The organism is Halonatronomonas betaini (genome assembly GCF_015666175.1).
Lineage (GTDB): Bacteria > Bacillota > Halanaerobiia > Halanaerobiales > Halarsenatibacteraceae > Halonatronomonas > Halonatronomonas betaini.
In genome coordinates this window covers 484,176-498,932 of the sequence record NZ_JADPIE010000002.1, presented here as the reverse complement: position 1 = coordinate 498,932, position 14,757 = coordinate 484,176, and the positions used below count along the sequence as shown (strand labels likewise).

General features: G+C 36.3%; 11 protein-coding genes. 10 read left to right on the top strand and 1 reads right to left on the bottom strand.

Translation table 11 applies throughout. From position 1 onward, the window contains the following. Positions 1-82: 82 nt before the first annotated feature. Both I0Q91_RS05470 and I0Q91_RS05465 read left to right on the top strand, forming a co-directional pair. On the top strand, positions 83-568 hold the full coding sequence (locus tag I0Q91_RS05470) for a metallophosphoesterase family protein (protein ID WP_270453399.1): 486 nt from the start codon (positions 83-85) through the stop codon (positions 566-568). Positions 569-582: 14 nt separating this feature from the next. Next, complete coding sequence (locus I0Q91_RS05465) at positions 583-945, top strand: YlbF/YmcA family competence regulator (RefSeq protein ID WP_270453398.1); 363 nt, start codon at positions 583-585, stop codon at positions 943-945. Positions 946-995: 50 nt separating this feature from the next. Here I0Q91_RS05465 and I0Q91_RS05460 read toward each other — a convergent pair whose 3' ends face one another. Continuing rightward, positions 996-1,220, bottom strand: a complete 225-nt coding sequence (locus I0Q91_RS05460; RefSeq protein ID WP_270453397.1) for a NifU family protein — start codon at positions 1,218-1,220, stop codon at positions 996-998. A gap of 118 nt (positions 1,221-1,338) precedes the next feature. On the opposite strand from I0Q91_RS05460, the gene I0Q91_RS05455 reads away from it, so the two are divergent. The 8 genes from I0Q91_RS05455 to I0Q91_RS05420 all read left to right on the top strand — a co-directional run bounded on the left by I0Q91_RS05455 (position 1,339) and on the right by I0Q91_RS05420 (position 14,756). Next, positions 1,339-4,653: a DNA polymerase III subunit alpha gene (locus I0Q91_RS05455; RefSeq protein WP_270453396.1), complete on the top strand. Its 3,315-nt coding sequence runs from the start codon at positions 1,339-1,341 to the stop codon at positions 4,651-4,653. Between the two features lie 27 nt (positions 4,654-4,680). Further along, positions 4,681-6,093, top strand: coding sequence for an aspartate ammonia-lyase (aspA, locus tag I0Q91_RS05450; protein ID WP_270453395.1), 1,413 nt, complete (start codon positions 4,681-4,683; stop codon positions 6,091-6,093). A 28-nt stretch (positions 6,094-6,121) separates the two neighbouring features. Next, a complete protein-coding gene (locus I0Q91_RS05445; protein WP_270453394.1) occupies positions 6,122-6,298 on the top strand; it encodes a hypothetical protein in 177 nt (58 codons plus the stop codon). A gap of 12 nt (positions 6,299-6,310) precedes the next feature. Then, the gene (gene pfkA, locus I0Q91_RS05440) at positions 6,311-7,312 is read left to right on the top strand and encodes a 6-phosphofructokinase (protein WP_270453393.1); all 1,002 of its coding nucleotides are present in this window, start codon (positions 6,311-6,313) and stop codon (positions 7,310-7,312) included. Between the two features lie 48 nt (positions 7,313-7,360). Then, the gene (gene pyk / locus I0Q91_RS05435) at positions 7,361-9,112 is read left to right on the top strand and encodes a pyruvate kinase (protein ID WP_270453392.1); all 1,752 of its coding nucleotides are present in this window, start codon (positions 7,361-7,363) and stop codon (positions 9,110-9,112) included. A gap of 178 nt (positions 9,113-9,290) precedes the next feature. Beyond that, positions 9,291-11,522, top strand: a complete 2,232-nt coding sequence (locus tag I0Q91_RS05430) for an HD domain-containing phosphohydrolase (RefSeq protein ID WP_270453391.1) — start codon at positions 9,291-9,293, stop codon at positions 11,520-11,522. A gap of 96 nt (positions 11,523-11,618) precedes the next feature. Continuing rightward, complete coding sequence (locus tag I0Q91_RS05425; RefSeq protein WP_270453390.1) at positions 11,619-12,575, top strand: TAXI family TRAP transporter solute-binding subunit; 957 nt, start codon at positions 11,619-11,621, stop codon at positions 12,573-12,575. A 105-nt stretch (positions 12,576-12,680) separates the two neighbouring features. Beyond that, positions 12,681-14,756 carry a TRAP transporter permease gene (locus tag I0Q91_RS05420; protein WP_270453389.1) on the top strand — a complete coding sequence of 692 codons (2,076 nt, stop codon included), beginning with the start codon at positions 12,681-12,683 and terminating at the stop codon, positions 14,754-14,756. The last annotated feature ends 1 nt before the right edge of the window (position 14,757 follow it).

Below are 14,757 nucleotides of genomic sequence, written 5' to 3'. Positions count from 1 at the left end.
ACCTATTTAGATTATATAAAACTTTTATAAGAAAGGAAAAGTATAATGTTCTTCCCTATGTTCATTATACAAGGTGAGTAATATGAAAGTAGCTATTATATCTGATACCCATGTGCCTGATAGGGCAAGAAAATTACCGGAATGGTTGTTTGATGAGCTTGAAGGTTGTGAACTTATTCTTCATGCCGGGGATATAACTACTGTTGAGACGTTTAAAGAGTTAGAAAAGATTGCTCCTGTTAAAGCAGTTCAGGGTAATTGTGATTCATATAAAATAAATGATCTGCCGATAAGTAGAGAATTAACTTTAGCAGGAACTGAAATTGCTATTACCCATGGCCATAAAGTAAGAGGAGAGAAGGTTAATGGTCTCCAGTATATGTTTCCTGATGCTGATATAATAATTTTTGGCCATACCCATGATGCCTTTCATAAGGAATTTGCTGGACAGGATATTATTAATCCAGGCTCACCAACTTCAAGAAAACGGATGAAATATTATAGTGCTGCAATTGCTGAGATTGATAATGGCTTAAAAGATATCAGGTTTATTAAAAAATATCAATAAAGGCAGGTGATTTGATGTCAGTATATAATTTGAGTCACAGGTTGGCCAAGGCTATTAAAGATTCCGATGAATATAAAAATTTCAAAGAAGCTAGAGAGGAAATTAAACAGAAAGATAAGAGTATTGATATTTTAAAAGAGTATCAAAATTTAGCCTGGAAGATAAACTATTTTGAATCTCAGGATAAGGACGTTCCAGAAGAGGATCAAAATAGAATTGAAGAATTGCAGAACCTTGTACAGATGAATAATCATGTTAAAAAGTATTTGGAGGCTAGAGCTAGATTTAGTACAATGATCAATGACATTGAAGATATACTATTTGGTGATTTAGAGATTGGGCTTGATCTTGAAGATGATGAAGAAGAGGATGAATAAAACAGAAAAACAGCCCCTGGCGGGGCTGTAAATATCAAAGTTTATTTAAATTAAGCCTGTACTACTTCTTTTACTTCTGGAATGTGATCTTTTAATGCTCTTTCGATGCCATTCTTTAAAGTCATTGTGGACATCGGGCAACCGGCACAGGCGCCTGTTAATCTTACTTTAACTGTACCGTCATCTTCAACGGCAACTAGCTCGACATCACCGCCGTCAGCTTGAAGACCAGGTCTTATTTGATCTAATACATCTTGTACTTTTTCTTTATCCATTTAAACTTCACCTCCTGGATTTAAATTCAATCCTTATACATTATAACATAATTATAATTAAAAACAAAGTATATAGCTTAAGATTTAAATTGAGATTTTTTAAGAGAGGAAATAGCCTATGAAAGATTTTGTCCATTTACATAATCATACTGAATATAGTCTGCTTGATGGAGCAATCAGGCTTGATGATCTGATCAAGAAGACTCAGGAACATGGGCAGAAAGCCTGTGCTATTACTGATCATGGTAATTTATATGGGATGATTAAATTTTATAGAAAGGCCAGGGAGGCTGGCATCAAGCCGATACTTGGCTGTGAGGTATATGTTGCTCCTGGCAGTATGAGAGCCAGGGAGAGCCAGAAAAATTATCATCTGATCTTACTTGCATCGAATCGAGAGGGCTATCATAATCTTATTAAAATTGTCTCTAAAGCCCATTTAGAGGGGTTTTATTATAAGCCCAGGGTTGATAAGGATTTACTGGCAGATTTTTCTAAAGGGATTATAGCTTCTTCAGCCTGCCTGCAGGGTGAGATTGCCCAGGCTATATTAAATGAGGGCAATCAGAAACCAGAAGAGCTGGCCCGGGAATACCAGCAGATTTTTGGTAAAGGAAATTTTTATTTAGAGCTCCAGGATCATGGTTTAGGTGAACAGAAAAAGGTTAATCAGAAGTTAATAGAGATTAATAAAAAAGATGATATTCCCTTGATTGCTGCTAATGATTCACATTACCTTGATAAAGATGATGCCGGGTTGCATGATCTACTACTGGCTTTACAGACCGGGAAGACAGTCAATCAGGAAGATAGAATGAAATTTCCAAATGATGAGTTTTATTTTAAATCAACTGAGGAGATGGCAAAGAAGTTTGGCCAGATACCTGAGGCGATGAAGAATACAGTTAAGATAGCCGAGCGCTGTAATCTTGAGCTGGAGTTTGGCCAGTTTTATCTGCCTGCCTATCCAAGGCCTGAAAAATTTGAGGGTTTATCTTCAGAAGAATTACTTAGAAAGCTTTGTTATGAAGAACTCAATAAAAAGATGCCTGGTAATCAGGAAGCTGAAGCAAGGCTTAAGTATGAACTGGATATAATCTGTGATATGGGTTATGCTGCTTATTTTTTAATAGTCTATGATTTTATCAATGAAGCTGAGCGGAGAGATATTAGAGTTGGCCCTGGCAGAGGTTCTGCTGCTGGAAGCTTTGTCTCCTATTTATTGAATATAACCAGGATTAATCCATTGAAATATGGTCTGATATTTGAGAGGTTTCTAAATCCTGAAAGGGTAACTCTACCTGATATAGATATAGATTTTGATGATAGACGGGATGAGATTATTGAATATGTTAAGGATAAATATGGAGCCAGTAAGGTGGCCCAGATTGGAACCTTTGGAACTATGGCAGCCAGAGCTGCGGTTAGAGATGTGGGCAGGGCTTTAGATATTTCATATGGAAGGGTTGACAAAGTTGCTAAAAATATTCCGGCAAGACCTGGGATTACTCTTGAAGAGGCATTTAAAGAAAATGATAAGCTTTCTGAGATGGCAGATAATAGCAGTGAAATTACCAGATTGCTAGATTTTGCTGAAAAGGTTGAAGGCATGCCAAGACATATATCGACCCATGCTGCCGGTGTTATTATTGGTGCTGAGCCTTTAGTAGAAAAGGTGCCATTGCAGTTACAGGATGGGGTTAGAATCACCCAGTTGCCGATGGAAGAGGTTGAAGCTTTAGGCCTTTTAAAGATGGATTTTCTTGGTTTAAGGAATTTATCAGTTATTAGAGATACATTAAAGGCGATTGAGAATAATTATGGTGAGAAGCTTGATATTGATAATGTCAGTCTGGATGACCAGGAGGTTTATGAGTTATTAAGTAAAGGTAAGACTGCCGGTGTCTTCCAGATGGAATCTTATTTATTTCAGAATCTTAATAATAAATTAAAACCGAATAGGTTTGCTGATATAATAGCATTGCTGGCATTAGGCAGGCCTGGCCCATTAGGCAGTAATCTGGTTGATGATTATATAGATTGTCGCCATGGCAAAAAGGAGCCTGAGTATCTCCATCCTGACCTGGAGCCTATTCTGGAGGATACTTATGGTTTGATTCTTTATCAGGAACAGGTTATGGAGATTGCAAGTAAAATTGGTGGCTTTAGCATGGGCGAGGCTGATATTTTAAGAAGAGGAATGGGCAAGAAAAAGGAAGAATTAGTTGCCAATGAGCGGCAGAAATTTATAGATGGTGCCAGGGAAAATGGACTTTCATCAGAGGTTGCCAATGAAATTTTTGATCAGATGGAGTATTTTTCAGGGTATGGTTTTAATAAATCACATAGTGCTGCTTATGCACTTCTGGCCTATCAGACAGCCTATCTTAAGGTTAAATATCCAGAAGAGTTTATGTCTGCCTTATTAAGCAGTGTTATGCATAATTTAAATAAGGTTGCTGATTATATTTCCGGGGCCAGAGACATTGGCTTAGAGGTGCTTCCTCCTGATGTAAATCAGAGTTATCATGATTTTGTTAAGGTCTCTGATCAGAAAATAAGATTTGGTTTAAAGGCTGTTAAAAATCTTGGCAGCAAAGCTATTGAAGCCATCATAGATGCGCGGAAGAGTGGACTTTTTAAATCGACAGTTGATTTTATGAAAAGGGTTGATTTAACGGCTATCAAGCAGTCTGGACTTGAATCGCTGGTTCATGCAGGGGGCTTTGATTCTTTTAAAGAAAATAGGAATCAGATTATTAGTTCTCTTGAGGAGCTTTACAGCAGGTATTCCAGCAGTAAAGAGAGGAAGGCTGCCGGTCAGAGATCCTTTTTTGATATGGTTGATGAGGAAGAAAAGTTTTATGATGAGGACTTTAAGTTTCCTGAACTTGAGGAAGAGGAACATCAACAGAGGCTAAAAAGTGAGAGAGAATATCTTGGAATCTTCCTTTCAGGCCATCCCCTTGATCCCTATAAAGATTTATTTGAAAAATTAGGTTTAGTTAATGTGAATCTGGAGGAAGGCAAGACTGGAATTATTGGTGGTTATATTACTGAAATTAAAGAGCATATTACTAAAAATCAAAATAGAATGGCCTTCTTGACATTAGAGTGCTGGTCAGATACTATAGAAGTAATTGCATTTCCTGATGCATATGAGCAATATCAATTGATGCTGGAGGAGTACAAACCTTTACTGGTTGAAGGCAAGGTTGATGAGGGCAAAATTATTGTTTCCAGGATGATACCTTTAAGTATTCAACCTTTAGTTATTGATATCACAGGTAAAGGGCGAGATAATTTAATGGGCTTAAAGGATAAATTAAAAGCTAACAGGGGTAAAAGACCTGTTATTTTATTGGAACAATTTGATAATAGTAAAGGAATTATGGTTCTTTCTAAAGAATACTGGGTTAAGAGCAGTGATTAATAAACAAATTGGAGGCAGGAAATAGTTATGCAAACAAGAGAAGAAAGAGATTCTATCGGTAAAAAGGAAGTACCAGTAGATGCTTATTACGGAATTCAGTCATTAAGGGCTGCTGAAAACTTTAAGATTACAGATTTAAAGATTCACCCAAGGCTGGTCAGGGCACTTGCCAGGGTTAAAAAGGCAGCAGCTATTAGTAATAGGAATATCGGGTTACTTTCAGAACAGAAGGCAGAGGCCATTATTCAGGCCTGTAATGAAGTGGCTGGAGGAAGTTTAAAGGAGCAGTTTATTGTCGATGCTGTTCAGGGTGGAGCCGGGACTTCTATTAATATGAATATGAATGAAGTAATAGCCAATAGAGCAACTGAGATTCTTGGTGGAGAAAAAGGCGATTATATGGTGGTTCACCCCAATAACCATGTTAATATGGGACAATCCACTAATGATGTTATACCTACTGCTGTTAGGGTTGCAGTAATATCTATGCTGGAAGAGCTTTCTGAGAAGGTTGATGAGCTGCATCTAGTTTTTAAGGATAAGGCTGAAGAATTTAATGAAGTGATAAAGATGGGTCGAACTCAGCTTCAGGATGCTGTTCCAATCAGGCTGGGCCAGGAATTTAATGCCTATGCAACTTCATTATTAAGAGATAAAAAGAGAATTAAGAATACTATAGATGATTTACTTATTATAAATTTAGGGGCGACTGCCATTGGAACAGGTTTAAATGCTGATCTGGAGTATGTTAATAATGTTACCTCTGTTTTAAATGATATTACTGGCAGGGAATTTCAACAGGCAGAAGATTTAGTAGATGCAACTCAAAACGTTGATGCCCTGGTTGGTGTCTCATCTGTTTTAAAGACAGCTGCTACCAATCTTTCCAAGATAGCCAATGACCTGAGGCTTTTGTCATCTGGGCCTAGAACCGGGATTAATGAGATTAATCTGCCAGCCGTCCAGCCTGGCTCTTCTATAATGCCAGGTAAGGTTAACCCAGTTATTCCTGAGGTGGTTAATCAGGTGGCCTTTCAGATTATTGGAAATGACACGACAGTGACAATGGCTGCTGAAGCCGGTCAGCTTGAATTAAATGTAATGCAACCTGTTTTAATATATAACCTTTTTCAGTCAATCGAGATGCTTAAAAATGGCATTGATACCTTTAATAAAAATTGTATTCAGGGAATTGAAGCCAATGTTGAAAGATGCAAGAATTTAGTTGAAAATAGTGTAGGAATTATTACAGCTATTAACCCTCATGTAGGCTATGAGGCAGCCTCTAGAATTGCCAAAAGGGCATTAGAAGAGGATAAATCTGTTAAGAGTATAATATTAGAAGAGGGCATTTTAACTGAGGAAGAACTGGATGAAATATTGAATCCCCATGAGATGACTGAGCCAGGAATAGCTGGTAAAAAACTTCTCAATAAATAATAATGTAAAAAAGAGAGGGGTATTTAGCATGTGGCAAATAGTATATGTAGCTCATGATAAAATAGAGGCTGATAAGATTGAAGATAAGTTACTGGCCAATGGCTTTATGATTGAGGTAGAAAAATTATCAGATGATAGTTATCAGATAAAAAGTCTGGCCAGTGAAGCAGAGGAAGTTTATGAATTTTTGAATGAGAATTTTTAAGGGGGAGTTTTAATGGGTAAGAAGATTGCGGTAATGACCAGTGGTGGAGATGCTCCTGGTATGAATCCTGCGATTAGATCTGTTGTAAGAACAGCAATCTATTATGATATGGATGTTATTGGTATAAAGCATGGATATAGTGGGATGATTGAAGGTAATTTTGAAGCGATGTATAGAGGATCTGTTGCAGATATTATTCACCGGGGAGGAACTATCCTTCATTCTGCTAGATGTCCTGAATTTGAAACTGTTGAGGGCAGAAAACAGGCTATTGAAAATTTAAAGAGAGAAGGTATTGAAGGTGTTGTAATTATCGGTGGAGATGGTAGTCTCCAGGGAGCAGAAAAATTAGCTGAAGAATCTGATATAAGAGTTGTTGGTATTCCAGGAACTATTGATAATGATCTCGGTGGCACAGATTATTGTTTAGGCTTTGATACGGCGATGAATACAGTAATTGATGGGGTTAATAAAATAAGGGATACTGCTACCTCCCATGAAAGAACATTTATTATTGAAGTTATGGGGCGTCATTCTGGAGATTTAGCTTTAATGAGTGGATTGGCCAGTGGTGCAGAATATATTTTAATTCCTGAGATTAAATTTTCCTCGAAAGATGTCTGTGATAAGATCCAGCAGGGTTATGAAAGAGGGAAGTTGCATAGCATTATAATGGTGGCTGAAGGAGTAGATGAAGACTTAAAACCTAATCGTAAGAAGTCAGAAAGTCCAGCCTTTGATTTAAGTAATGAGATTGAAGAGAGAACTGGATTGGAAACCAGGGTTATTATATTAGGTCATCTTCAAAGAGGTGGTTCACCAACGGCTATGGATAGAATTTTAGCCAGTAGAATGGGTTTTGAAGCTGTTAAATTATTAAGGGATGGTAAGAATAAATTAATGGTTGGTTATAGAAACCATGAAATTATAAGTACCTCTTTAAGTGAAGTTTTAAAAGAAAAAGATAAGATTAATCATGAAATTGTAGAACTTGCGCATATACTTTCATTATAATTAATTATTCTATAAGTTTATAATATTATAAGGGGGATTTGATATAAAATGAGAAAAACTAAAATTGTATGTACTCTTGGCCCTGCCAGTAATGATAAAGAAACTATTATGAAAATGGCTGAGGCTGGTATGAATGTTGCCAGGTTTAATTTTTCCCATGGCGATCATGCCGAACAGAAGGCTAGAATGGATATGGTTAAAGAAGTTGAGAAAGAATTTGGAAAGCCGATTGGGATTATGCTCGATACCAAAGGGCCAGAAATTAGAACCGGTGTTTTAAAGGATGACAAGGTTGAACTTGTCGAAGGAGAAGAAATTGTTTTAACTACCGAAGAGATTGAAGGCGATAAAAATAGGGTAAGTGTTACTTATAAAAAATTAAATGAAGACCTTCAGGAAGGTAGCGTAATATTAATTGATGATGGTCTGATTGAGCTTAATGTTAATAAAATAGAAGGTAATGATATTTATTGTGAAATTATCAACGGCGGTGAATTAGGTTCAAGAAAAGGTGTGAACTTGCCTGGTGTTAAGGTACAACTACCTGCTTTAACTGATAAAGATCGGAAAGATATTTTATTAGGAGTAGAAGAGGAAGTTCATTTTATAGCTGCTTCTTTTGTTAGAAAAGCATCAGATGTTTTAGAAATAAGAAAGTTATTAGAAGAAAATGGAGCAGAGGATATTAATATTGTCCCTAAAATTGAAAATGAAGAGGGCGTTGAAAATATTGATGAAATAATAGAGGTTTCAGATGGCATTATGGTAGCAAGGGGTGATTTAGGAGTTGAGATACCAACAGAAAAAGTGCCGGTTATCCAAAAATTGATAATTGAGAAATGTAATGAAGCTGCTATTCCAGTTATTACTGCTACTCAGATGCTTGACTCTATGATAAGAAATCCTCGGCCTACTAGAGCTGAGGCTTCAGATGTGGCAAATGCAATAGTTGATGGTACTGATGCAATTATGCTTTCTGGTGAGTCGGCTGCCGGGAAATATCCTGTAGAATCAGTTGAAACTATGGCAAGAATAGCAATGGAAATGGAAAATTCTCAAGCATTTAAAGACAAGATGTCTAATAGGAAACCGAGCAGTAAATCAACAACTGAGTCAATTAGTTTTGCCGCCTGTGAGACTGCAGTAAATCTTGATGCAGATGCATTATTAACTGCTACAGGTTCTGGATTGACTGCTAGAGTTGTTTCGAAATTCAGGCCGTTTATTAAGATTATAGCAGCAACACCAAGTATAAAGGTTCAGCATTTCTTAACTTTAACCTGGGGTGTTTACCCATTAATCAGTAAATTTACCAGCTCAACTGATGAAATGATTGATACTGCAATTGATGCTGCTTTAGAACATGGATTAATAGAGCTTGGCAATCTAATTACTATAACTGCTGGAGCCCCAACCGGTATGCCTGGAACGACTAATCTTATAAAAGTTGAGGTAGTCGGGAAACCATTAATTGAAGGTATTGGGGTTGGAAGAGGAATAGTAACTGGAAATGTAGTTATTGCAAATACAGCTGATGAAGCTAATGAAAGAGTTAAAGAAGGAGATATATTAGTAACTGAAATAACTGATAAAGGATTTATTCCTGCGATGGAGAAGGCTGCAGCTGTAATAACTTCTAAAGGTGGATTGACTTCCCATCCTGCAATTGTTGGTCTTAACTTTGGGATGCCAGTTGTTGTTGGTGTCGGTGAAGATATTAATTCTTTAGAAGATGGTGAAGAGGTTACTCTAGATGGTATTAGAGGACTAGTCTATAAAGGCAAAGCTCATTTAAGATAATTTAATAATAAAATTGTTTTTTTGAAATGGCCCTGCCGGTTATATATGCTGGCAGGGCTAATTTTTTTTTGGATTTTAGCAGGAGAAATTTTATTTATCGAGAAATCAAGACATAAGGACTATTAGATTAAGTAATTTGAATAAAAATATTCTGGATATAAATACTGAGGTGATGGTTTTGTCTTTAAACCAGAAAATATCAAATGATAGGCTTGCAGATGAGGATTTATTTCATATTTTCTTTAATGAGTTTGATTTTCATGCCTGGTATCATGATTCTGCAAGTACTTATCAGGAAGTAAATGAGAGACATGCTGACTTTTTTGGACTGGAACCTGGATATATGAGTTCTGTTGATTTAAAAGATATCTTCTTAAATGCTGAAGAAGCTGATGCTTTTATTGAAGATAATCAGGTTGTTTTTGAAACCGGGAGAAAATTGACTATAGAACAGAGCTTAACTGATCATTATGGCAAAAAACATATATTAAAGATCAGAAGACAGCCTGTTTATTCAGAAACTGGAAATATAAAAGGGATCTTATGTCTGGCTGAAGATATAACTGAAAAGAGAAAAGCTGAAAAGGGATTATATGAAAGGGAAGAGTTGTTTCAGTCTATAATTGCTACCTTACCTGATATTTTGATGTTTTTAGATGATGAGGGTAGATATTTGAAAATCTGGACTGGGCAGAATGAAAATTTATATGATTCAAGGGAGAATTTATTAGGAAAAAAGATTGAAGAGGTTTTGCCTGCTGAGCAGGCTGAGTTAATAATGGATAATTTAAATGAGGCATTAAAGGATGTTGAGATAAAAGTTTTTGAATATGAACTGGATGTTTTAGGTGGAAAGAAATGGTTTGAAGCCAGAATGATAGCTGCTGGCTCAGACAGGGCTGTTATGGTTGTGAGGGATATTTCTGATAGGGTTATGGCCCATAATAAAATTGAAGAGCTCCATAATGTGGCAATTAAACTGGCTTCTACCCAAAATGAGGAATCTGTATATGAGTTAACAGTTGAGGCTGCAGAAAGGATTTTAGAATTTGATGTCTGTACTCTTGATTTAGTTGAAGATAATATGTTTAAAGTTAAGATGACATCTTCTGGCGTGCCTGAAGGGGGCTCAGTCTCAGGTCCAGTTGAGGGTATCGGCGGCAAGGTTTATAATAATCAGGAATCACTTATAACTAAAGATGTCAGGGAAGAGGAACTGGCTAATCCAGTAAAAAGCGAGTATAGGTCTGCTATTACTGTTCCAATTGATGAATACGGGATTTTTCAGGTTATATCGACTGAAGTTGAAAAATTTGGTGAAGATGATTTAAGATTAACAGAATTATTGATTTCTCATACTGCAACTGCAATAAAAAGGCTTCGAGCTGAAAAGGAGATAAGATACTTAGGCTTTCATGACAAACTGACTGGTTTGTATAATCGGATGTTTGTTGAGGAGGAATTAAGGAGGCTGGATAGCCAGAGGCAGCTGCCTTTATCAATTATTGCAGGGGATGTAAATAGTTTGAAACTGGTAAATGATGCTTTTGGGCATAAAGCCGGTGATGATTTATTAAAGAAGGTTGCCAGGATATTAAAGAAATCATGCAGGCAGGAAGATATCATCGGGAGGTTTGGCGGCGATGAATTTACGATTATTCTTCCAGATACCTCTAATAAAGAAGCCAGGAAAATTCTAAAAAGAATAAAAAATAACTGTAAGCAGGAGAAGAGTTCAATAATACCTGTTAGTATTGCTCTTGGTTTAGCCACTAAGAAAAATGAAAATGAAGATATTAATGAGGTTTTAAAGAATGCTGATACAAATATGTATGAGAACAAAATTAGAGAGAGCGAAGAAGTTAAAAATTTAGTATTAGAAACTTTAATGGGGAAATTAGGGGAGAAAGAATTTGAGACCCAGCGTCACTGTGAAAGGTTAAAGAAAATGGCTTTTAAAATTGGCAGGGAATTAGAATTTAATTCTGCTGAGATGGAGAGGTTAGAAAAAGCTGCCTATCTTCATGATATAGGAATGATCTCAACGCCTGAAGAGATATTAAAAAAAGCAGGGGAATTAACTGTTGATGAATGGATAGAGATAAAAAAACATCCTGAGACTGGTTACAGGATTGCCAGGTCATCTGATAAATTAACTGATATTGCTAATATTATTCTTCATCATCATGAGAGATGGGATGGCAATGGCTATCCTAGAGGTATTGAGGGTGAATCGATTCCAGTCCAATCAAGGATTATTGCTGTTATTGATGCCTTTGATGTAATGGTTAATAAAAGTTTATATAGAGAGCCTTTAACAAAAGAAGAGGCAATTGCTGAACTCTATGATAATGCAGGCAGTCAGTTTGATCCTGAGATAGTAGATATATTTGTTGAAAAAGTTATCTAGATTTTAGCGATTAAATTTTTGTTGATTAAATTGTTAAAGTTTGTTATAATATTAACAGTAGTGTATAAATAATAAAATATGAGGAGGAGTGTTTCTATGAGTAGAGAGTTTAAGTTTTTATTATTTTTAGTGCTGGCATTTGCTCTAGTATTTAGTGGTCCGGTATCTGCACAGGAGTTTATTTCGATTGCGACTGGTGGAACTGCAGGAGTTTATTATCCATTAGGTGGAGGTATGGCAGAATTAATCAATGAGCATGTTGATAATGTAAATGCTACTGCTGAAGTTAGTGGGGCTTCTGTTGAAAACGTAAGGCTTATCCAGAATCAAGAAGTAGAGTTTGCCTTAGTCCAGAACGATATTAGTTTTTATGCTAAAAATGGTACAGAGATGTTTGATGGTGATCCATTGGATGATCTAAGGGGTGTTGCTTTATTATATCCAGAGATTATTCAGATTGTAACCTTAGAAGGTAATGAGATTGAATCAGTATATGATTTTGAAGATAAGAGGATTGCTGTTGGAGCTCCTGGTAGTGGTACTGAAGCTAATGCCCGTCAGATAATTGAGGCCCATGGCTTAACCTATGATGATATGACCATAGATTATCTATCATTTGCAGAAGCAGTTGATCAGTTAAGAGATGGTCATGTAGATGCAGCATTTATAACTGCTGGAATTCCAACATCTGCTATCATGGATTTAGCTGCAACCAATGATGCTAAAGTTTTAGAAATTGAAGAGGATATTATTGCCCAATTACAGGAAGATTATCCTTTCTATACCTCAATAGATATTCCTGGAGGAACCTATAGTGATATCGATGAAGATATTACTACTGTAACTGTTTTAGCTATGATTATAGCCAATCAGGCAGCAGATGAAGATATGGTTTATAATGTGACAGCAGCAATATTTGATAATCTAGATAGACTTGCTGAGACCCATGCCCGTGGAGGAGATGTTAGCCTTGAAACAGCACTTGATGGAATGCCAATAGAAATGCATCCAGGTGCTCAGAGGTATTTTGATGAACAGGGCATGGAATATTAATTAAATAAGATATTTAGATTATTTTAATTTATTTTTAGAATGCATGGGGGTATGATATATGATATTACCCTCATGCTTTCTATTTGTTATGATAGGGGGTATTACATGATGGATGAGCAGGTTAAAGATAAAACTATAAAGAAGCCAGAAGATATAGAAAAAGAATTAGCTTCAATGAGAAATATTAGAGGGTTATGGGCAAAATTTGCTACAATTATTGCAATTGCAGTATCGATTTTTCATTTTTATACCAGTGGCTTTGGTCTTTTGATTTCATTTGAACAGAGATCAATCCATTTAGCATTACTTATGATTTTAGCATTTGTTATGTACCCATTGAAAAAAACTGATAGGGATAGAGTCCCCTGGTATGATATTATTCTTGCAGCTGCAGGGACTGTAGCCTGTTTATATATATATTTCAATCATTATGAGTTGGCTTTTAGGGCAGGCATGCCAGAGCAACTTGATCTGATTATGGGAGCTATTGCAATATTACTTGTTTTAGAGGCGACCAGGCGCTCTATTGGAATTGCATTACCGATTATTGCTTCAGTATTTCTAGTCTATGCATATTTTGGGCCTTATATGCCTGGAATTTTAGCACATAGAGGTTTTTCATTAAGAAGGATTATTTCTCATTTATATCTTACAACTGAAGGTATTTTTGGTATTCCAATTGGTGTATCTGCAACTTTTGTATTTATGTTTGTATTATTTGGTTCTGTCTTAGAACAGAGTGGAATTGGAGAATATATTATTAAGGTTGTTTTTTCCGGGTTAGGTCATCAGAAAGGTGGTCCTGCCAAGGCAGCAGTTGTTACAAGCGGTTTAATGGGTATGATATCAGGTAGTTCAATAGCCAATACAGTAACGACTGGCTCTTTTACAATACCGATAATGAAAAAAATGGGTTTTACACCAGAAGTGGCCGGTGGTGTTGAAGTAGCTGCCTCAACAAATGGTCAGTTTTTACCTCCAATTATGGGGGCTGCAGCCTTTATTATGATTGAATTTACCGGGTTACCCTATGTAGAGATTATCAGAGCGGCATTTATTCCGGCTATTTTAAGTTATGTTGCTATTTTTGGAATTGTTCATCTTCAGGCTGAAAAGACCGGCTTGAAGGGAATGAATAAAGAGGAATTAGCGCCATTTTTCCCAACTTTAATTAAAGGGATATATTTTGTTATACCAATAATTGGTCTGGTTTATCTATTAGTTATTAGGAGGATGACAGCATTAGGCTCTGCTTATTGGGCAATTGTTATGGCTATAATAGTTAGCCTGGGAGCTAAATTATTTATTATGGTTTGGTGTAAAAGTAAAGGGGTTAAGAGAGAAGATATTACTCCAGATTTATTGCCGATAGATCCTACAAAGGAGAGTAAACAGGGTATATTTTCTAGTAAAGAATTATTTATTGGATTTTTTAAAGAACTAGTCGGTGCCTTTGAAGCCGGGGCAAAAAATATGATTGGAATTGCTATGGCCTGTGCCTGTGCAGGGATTATAATCGGGGTTGTAACATTAAGTGGTCTTGGCTTAAGAATGACAAGTTTAATTTTGACCCTTGCTAGAGGTAGTGTCTTTTTAACCCTTGTATTTACAATGTTTGCATCATTATTATTAGGTTTAGGTTTGCCGACAACTGCTAAATATATAATAGTAGCAACATTGACGGCACCTGCTTTAACCAGACTTGGAATTCCAATAATTGCAGCTCATTTATTTATACTTTATTTTGGAGTTTTAGCTGATGATACTCCACCTGTAGGTTTAGCTGCTTATGCTGCGGCTGCTGTGGCTGGTTCAGATCCGGTTAAAACCGGTTTATTAGGTTTTAAGTTTGATCTGGCTGCATTTATTTTGCCATTTATTTTTGTTTATTCACCAATGATGCTAATGATTGATGTGACCTGGTATAAATTAATCTGGATTGTTATTACAGCGGTTATTGGTATGTATGCCTGGTCGGCCGGTATTCAGAATTACTTCTTCACTAAAACTAGATGGTGGGAAAGAATTGGTTTGTTAGGTTTTGCAATTCTTTCTACAGTGCCAGATATACAACTTGACTTAATTGGGCTGGCTGGAATACTGGTTATATATATAACACAGAGAAAAGCTGCAAACTTACCTTTACGCCCTTATTTTTTAGGTGGAAAGTTAGCTGAATAAT

Bases quoted from the DNA above. Each gene is read 5' to 3' on its own strand.
- pfkA (WP_270453393.1), top strand. From the start codon at position 6,311: ATGGGTAAGAAGATTGCGGTAATGACCAGTGGTGGAGATGCTCCTGGT.
- I0Q91_RS05425 (WP_270453390.1), top strand. From the start codon at position 11,619: ATGAGTAGAGAGTTTAAGTTTTTATTATTTTTAGTGCTGGCATTTGCT.
- I0Q91_RS05465 (WP_270453398.1), top strand. From the start codon at position 583: ATGTCAGTATATAATTTGAGTCACAGGTTGGCCAAGGCTATTAAAGAT.
- I0Q91_RS05445 (WP_270453394.1), top strand. From the start codon at position 6,122: ATGTGGCAAATAGTATATGTAGCTCATGATAAAATAGAGGCTGATAAG.
- pyk (WP_270453392.1), top strand. From the start codon at position 7,361: ATGAGAAAAACTAAAATTGTATGTACTCTTGGCCCTGCCAGTAATGAT.
- I0Q91_RS05460 (WP_270453397.1), bottom strand. From the start codon at position 1,220: ATGGATAAAGAAAAAGTACAAGATGTATTAGATCAAATAAGACCTGGT.
- I0Q91_RS05455 (WP_270453396.1), top strand. From the start codon at position 1,339: ATGAAAGATTTTGTCCATTTACATAATCATACTGAATATAGTCTGCTT.
- I0Q91_RS05470 (WP_270453399.1), top strand. From the start codon at position 83: ATGAAAGTAGCTATTATATCTGATACCCATGTGCCTGATAGGGCAAGA.
- I0Q91_RS05420 (WP_270453389.1), top strand. From the start codon at position 12,681: ATGATGGATGAGCAGGTTAAAGATAAAACTATAAAGAAGCCAGAAGAT.
- aspA (WP_270453395.1), top strand. From the start codon at position 4,681: ATGCAAACAAGAGAAGAAAGAGATTCTATCGGTAAAAAGGAAGTACCA.